At 72.8% G+C, this 5,627-nt stretch carries 5 protein-coding genes; 3 read left to right on the plus strand and 2 right to left on the minus strand.

Annotated elements, in window-relative coordinates; translation table 11 throughout:
- Positions 1 to 153: 153 nt before the first annotated feature.
- On the minus strand, positions 154 to 1,437 hold the full coding sequence (locus ACFYXK_RS32085) for an adenylosuccinate synthase (protein ID WP_030152855.1): 1,284 nt from the start codon (positions 1,435 to 1,437) through the stop codon (positions 154 to 156).
- A gap of 184 nt (positions 1,438 to 1,621) precedes the next feature.
- On the opposite strand from ACFYXK_RS32085, the gene ACFYXK_RS32090 reads away from it, so the two are divergent.
- Positions 1,622 to 2,416 carry a diacylglycerol kinase gene (locus tag ACFYXK_RS32090; RefSeq protein WP_389414350.1) on the plus strand — a complete coding sequence of 265 codons (795 nt, stop codon included), beginning with the start codon at positions 1,622 to 1,624 and terminating at the stop codon, positions 2,414 to 2,416.
- A gap of 37 nt (positions 2,417 to 2,453) precedes the next feature.
- Here ACFYXK_RS32090 and ACFYXK_RS32095 read toward each other — a convergent pair whose 3' ends face one another.
- A complete protein-coding gene (locus ACFYXK_RS32095) occupies positions 2,454 to 2,954 on the minus strand; it encodes a GbsR/MarR family transcriptional regulator (protein ID WP_389414351.1) in 501 nt (166 codons plus the stop codon).
- A gap of 75 nt (positions 2,955 to 3,029) precedes the next feature.
- Here ACFYXK_RS32095 and ACFYXK_RS32100 point away from each other — a divergent pair, with 75 nt between their 5' ends.
- Positions 3,030 to 3,965 carry an ATP-binding cassette domain-containing protein gene (locus ACFYXK_RS32100; RefSeq protein ID WP_389414347.1) on the plus strand — a complete coding sequence of 312 codons (936 nt, stop codon included), beginning with the start codon at positions 3,030 to 3,032 and terminating at the stop codon, positions 3,963 to 3,965.
- On the plus strand, positions 3,962 to 5,536 hold the full coding sequence (locus ACFYXK_RS32105; protein ID WP_389414348.1) for an ABC transporter permease: 1,575 nt from the start codon (positions 3,962 to 3,964) through the stop codon (positions 5,534 to 5,536). Before ACFYXK_RS32100 ends, ACFYXK_RS32105 begins: the two co-directional genes overlap by 4 nt.
- The last annotated feature ends 91 nt before the right edge of the window (positions 5,537 to 5,627 follow it).

Here is a 5,627-nt window from a genome sequence, read left to right on the forward strand (position 1 = left end):
GGGGGGCGGGCGGCCGGGGGGGGGCCCCCCGGGGGCTCCGGGGGGGGGGCGTGAGCCAATGTGTTCCGGGGGGGGGGGCCCCCCGGGCGGGGGGGGGGGGGCCCCGGGGGGGGGGGGGGGCCCCCCCGGCCCCCCCGCCCCTCCGCACTGCCGCTACAGGAAGGAGTTGATCTCGATCGTCTCGGTACGGCCGGGGCCGACGCCGATCGCGGAGATCGGGGCGCCCGACATCTCCTCGAGGGCCTTCACGTACGCCTGGGCGTTCTTCGGGAGGTCCGAGAACGTCTTGGCCTTGGTGATGTCCTCGGACCAGCCGGGGAGGTTTTCGTAGATCGGCTTCGCGTGGTGGAAGTCCGTCTGCGAGTACGGGAGCTCCTCGACGCGCTTGCCGTCGATCTCGTACGCGACGCAGACCGGGATCTGCTCCCAGCCGGTCAGGACGTCCAGCTTGGTGAGGAAGAAGTCGGTCAGACCGTTCACGCGGGTGGCGTAACGGGCGATCGGCGCGTCGAACCAGCCGCAGCGGCGGTCGCGGCCGGTGGTCACGCCGCGCTCGCCGCCGATGCGGCGCAGGTCCTCGCCGTCCTGGTCGAACAGCTCGGTCGGGAACGGGCCGGCGCCGACGCGGGTCGTGTAGGCCTTGAGGATGCCGATGACGCGGCTGATCTTCGTCGGGCCCACGCCGGTGCCGGTGCAGGCGCCGCCGGCGGTCGGGTTCGAGGAGGTGACGAAGGGGTACGTGCCGTGGTCGACGTCGAGCAGGGTGCCCTGGCCGCCCTCGAACAGCACGACCTTGTCCTCGTCGAGCGCGTTGTTGAGGATCAGCGTGGTGTCGGCGACGTACGGCTTGATCTGCTCCGCGTACTGGAGCATCTCCTCCACGATCGCGGCGGCCTCGATGGCGCGGCGGTTGTAGAGCTTCGCGAGGAGCTGGTTCTTGCCCTCGAGCGCCGCTTCGACCTTCTGGGTGAGGATCGACTCGTCGTACAGGTCCTGGACGCGGATGCCGATGCGGTTGATCTTGTCCGCGTACGTCGGGCCGATGCCGCGGCCGGTCGTACCGATCTTGCGCTTGCCGAGGAAGCGCTCGCCGACCTTGTCGAGGGTGACGTTGTACGGCGTGATCAGGTGAGCGTTACCGCTGATCAGCAGCTTGGAGGTGTCGATGCCGCGCTCGTTCAGACCGCGCAGCTCGGAGAGCAGGACGGCCGGGTCGACGACGACACCGTTGCCGATGACAGGGGTGCATCCGGGGGAGAGGATGCCGGAAGGGAGAAGGTGCAGCGCGTACTTCTGGTCGCCTACGACGACCGTGTGGCCGGCGTTGTTGCCGCCCTGGTAGCGCACCACATAGTCAACGGATCCACCGAGCAGGTCGGTGGCCTTTCCCTTGCCCTCGTCACCCCACTGAGCTCCGAGCAGCACAAGAGCGGGCACAGGCGTACACCTCTTCCGGATGGGGCATGTCCAAGGTCAGGGGGCGTACGACGATGTACACCGCAGGCTGAGCCGTCGGACCGGTGCCCCGGAATAGACGAAGGCCCTGGCGCAATAGCGCAAGGGCCTCTTGCACAAAGATGCTACCCGAGGAAGGACCGAGGTGTCGGCTCCAGAGCCCACCATGAGCCATGCGGGCGCGCCGGTAGGCGGCCTGCTCGTGCTCGTCGACCCGGTCGCCCGCCGTCTTGACGGCGAGTCCGTGCGGATCGCGAAGGATGTTCTGTCAGCGGGCGCGGCAGCGAAAATCTGCCTCCCGGACTCGCAGGAGGAGTTTGCGCGGGCACTTGCCCGCCGGGGTCATCGGCAGCCGGTGATCGTGGGCGACGACCGGGCGCTGGTCCGGGCCGTGGGGCTGCTGCACCGGGCGCGGGGGCTGGGTGAGGGCGCCCTGTCGCTGGTTCCGGTCGGTCCCGCGGGCTCGCTGGGGCTGGCCCGGTCCCTGGGTGTGCCGCTGTCCGCGGTGGCGGCGGCGCGGTCGGTGCTGGACGGGTCCGTCCGGACGCGCGACCTGCTCGTCGACGACAGCGACGGGGTGGTGCTCGGGGACCTGCGGATTCCACCCGTCCGGGCGGCCGCGAGGCCGTCGGTCTGGAGTGCGTACCGCTCGCTGGTGCGGACGCTGGTCCCGTCGGGGGCTCCGGCGGGCCACCGGCTGCGGGTGGAGGTGGACGGGCGGGTCCTGGTGGACGTGGACCGGGTGGTGGAGGACCTCCGGGTGGTGCCGGTGTCGTCCGACGGTGTGGCGGAGGTGACGGTCCGGGTGGCCGGCGGGCCTTCGCTGCTGGCGCGGGCGGGTTCGGTGACGGTGTCGGGATCCGACTTCCGCTACCGGGCGGACGCGCTGGTGGCGGGCCCGGTCCGGCGCCGCACCTGGACCCTGCGGCCGGCGGCCTGGTCCCTGACGGTCCCCCGCTGAGCCCCGGACCCGTGGGTCCGGGGCCTTCGCCCCGGGCCTACGGGAGGTTCAGGGTGGCCCGGTGGGCCCGCCAGCGGTCCATCATCCCGGCCATCTCGCCCTGCAGGAACTCGAAGAACTCCGCCGTCTCCGCCATCCGCACCCCCGCCGGGCTGTCCGCGCCGAGCCCGGCGACACCGTCGCGCAGCGTCTTCTCGAAGAGGGTCAGCACCTGGTCCCGCCGGGTGAACGTCTCGTACCAGAGCTCGTTGTGCAGCACGTACCGGTCCCGCCGCGAGCCGGGCTCCCGCTCCCGGCTGACCATGGTCACCTGCGTCAGGTACGCCACCGCTCCCGACACCGCCGCCGGACTGATCTGCAGGGCCTCGCTCAGCTCCGCCGACGTCATCGCCCCGCTGTCGCTCGCGAGCAGCTGCGCGAAGACCCGTGAGGCCATCCGCTGCATCCCCGCCTCGGTGAGCTGCGCGGCGAACCGCTCCACGAAGCGGGAGACCGCTTCGTCGCTCCGTACGCCCTGCGCCTGCGCCTGTACATCCATGTCGTCCGCCACCCTCCCGACTTTATACCTTTCCCGAGCTTCACAAGTTTGTGAAAGTAGCGTACGTTCGGAATCATGACGAAGGCAATCAGCGTCGCCGGACTCCACAAGGCGTTCGGCCGCACCCACGCACTGGACGGACTCGACCTCTCCGTCGCCACCGGCGAGGTCCACGGCTTCCTCGGCCCCAACGGGGCCGGCAAGTCCACCACCATCCGGGTCCTGCTGGGCCTGCTGCGCGCCGACTCCGGAACCGCCGAGCTGCTCGGCGGCGACCCCTGGGCCGATGCCGTGGAACTGCACCGCCGCGTCGCCTACGTCCCCGGCGACGTCACCCTGTGGCGCAACCTCTCCGGCGGCGAGGTCATCGACCTCTACGGGCGGCTCCGCGGGGGCCTCGACCGGGCCCGTCGCGCCGAGCTCGTCGAGCGCTTCGAGCTGGACCCCACCAAGAAGGGGCGTACGTACTCCAAGGGCAACCGGCAGAAGGTCGCGCTCGTCGCCGCCTTCGCCTCCGAGGCCGAGCTGCTCATCCTCGACGAGCCCACCTCCGGGCTGGACCCGCTGATGGAGGAGGTCTTCCAGGGGTGTGTCGCCGAGGCGCGCGCCGCCGGGCGGACCGTCCTGCTCAGCTCGCACCTCCTCAGCGAGGTCGAGGCCCTCTGCGACCGGGTCAGCATCATCCGCAAGGGCCGCACGGTGGAGACGGGCACGCTGGCCGATCTGCGGCACCTGACGCGTACGTCGATCAGCGCCGAGCTCGCCGGCCCGCCGAACGGCATCGCGCACCTGCCGGGCGTGTACGACGTGGAGGTGCAGGGGCTGAAGGTCCGGCTCCAGGCCGACACGGACAAGCTGGACGCCGTACTGCGCTCGCTCGCCGAGTCCGGTGTGCGGTCGCTGACCTCGACGCCGCCCACGCTCGAGGAGCTCTTCCTGCGGCACTACGCGGACGACGCGAACGCCGGCGCGAGCGCGAACGGGAACGCGAAGGCGGGCGTGTCGCGATGAAGAACCAACTGGCCGGCACGGGAGCGCTGCTGAGGCTCGCGCTCCGCCGCGACCGCGTGATGATGCCGGTCTGGATCACGGTCGTGGCGATGACGGTGCTCAGCCTGCCCGCCTCGCTGGAGTCGGTGTACGGGACGGCCGCCGAACGGGCCCGCCTGCTCGGCACGATGAACACCAACGGCTCGCTGCGCGCCCTGTACGGGCCGGTCTTCGGCGACTCGATCGGCGCCCTGACCGCATGGCGCGGCGGGATCTTCGCCGGGGTGCTCGCCGGGATCATGAGCCTGGTCGTCGTGGTCAGGCACACCCGCGAGGAGGAGGAGACGGGCCGTCAGGAGATGCTCTCCGCCGCGATGGTGGGGCGCCGGGCGCCGCTGACGGCCGCGCTGCTGGCGGCCCTGACGGCCAACGCACTGGCCGCGCTCCTGGTGACGGGCGGACTCGCCGGGCGCGGTGCGGGCGGTGCGCTCGCCCTCGGGCTGGGCATCGGGGCGACCGGCATGCTGTTCGCGGCCCTGGCCGCCATCGCCGCGCAGCTCACCGAGAGCGCGCGGCTCGCGAAGGGGCTCACGGGTGCACTGATCGGCGCGGCGTTCGTGCTGCGCGCCGCCGGGGACGCCGGGAGCGCCCGGGGTTCGAGCGCGCTGACCTGGGTGTCGCCGCTGGGCTGGCTGGAGCACGTACGGGCCTTCGCGGCCGAACGCTGGTGGGTGCTCGGCCTGTTCGCGGCTGCCGTGGCGGTGCAGGTGGCGGCGGCGTACGCGCTGGCCGGCCGCCGTGACCTCGGCATGAGCTTCCTGCCGGCCCGGCCGGGCCCGGCGCAGGGCCGGCTCGGCAGCGCGGGGGCGCTGGCCTGGCGGCTCCAGCGGGGCGGCCTGATCAGCTGGAGCCTCGGGTTCCTGGTGGCCGGGGTGGTCTTCGGCGGGATGACGGACGGGGCCACGCAGCTGGTCGGCGACAACGAACGGACCCGCGAGATCATCGAGCGGATGGGAGGGCAGAGCGGTATCGCCGACGCCTTCCTCGCGACGATGGCCGGGATGCTCGGCATGGTCGCCGCCCTGTACATCGTCTCGGCGGTGCTGCGGCTGAGCGCCGAGGAGTCGGGGCAGCGCGCCGAACCGCTGCTCGCGAACGCGGTCGGCCGGCTGCAGTGGGCCGGCGGCCACCTGGCCGTGGCCTTCGGCGGCTCGGCGCTGATCCTGCTGCTGGCGGGGCTGGGCCTGGGCATCGGGCACGGCCGGGGTGTCGGTGCGGTGGTGGGCGCGACGCTCGCCCAACTCCCGGCGGTGTGGGTGATCGGCGCCCTCGCGGCCCTCCTGCACGGCGCCGCCCCGAAGTACGCGCCGGCCGCCTGGGCGGTGGCCGGGACCGCGCTGGCGCTGGGCTGGATCGGCCCGGCGCTGAACCTCCCGCAGGCCGTCCTGAACCTCTCGCCGTTCGCCCACCTGCCCAAGCTGCCGGGCGCGCAGGCCCTGTCCTGGGCCCCGATGCTGGTGCTGACCGCGCTGGCGGCGGCCCTGCTGGCGGCCGGCCTGACGGCACTGCGCCGCCGCGACCTGGCCGCCTAGGCCGTCTCTTCCGGATCTTGCCTGACCCGCGCCGCCCGGCACCGCACCTCGCCGCGTTGTCGGGGCGCCCGAGTACGTCCAGTACTCGGGC

Source organism: Streptomyces sp. NPDC002209, assembly GCF_042890265.1.
GTDB lineage: Bacteria > Actinomycetota > Actinomycetes > Streptomycetales > Streptomycetaceae > Streptomyces.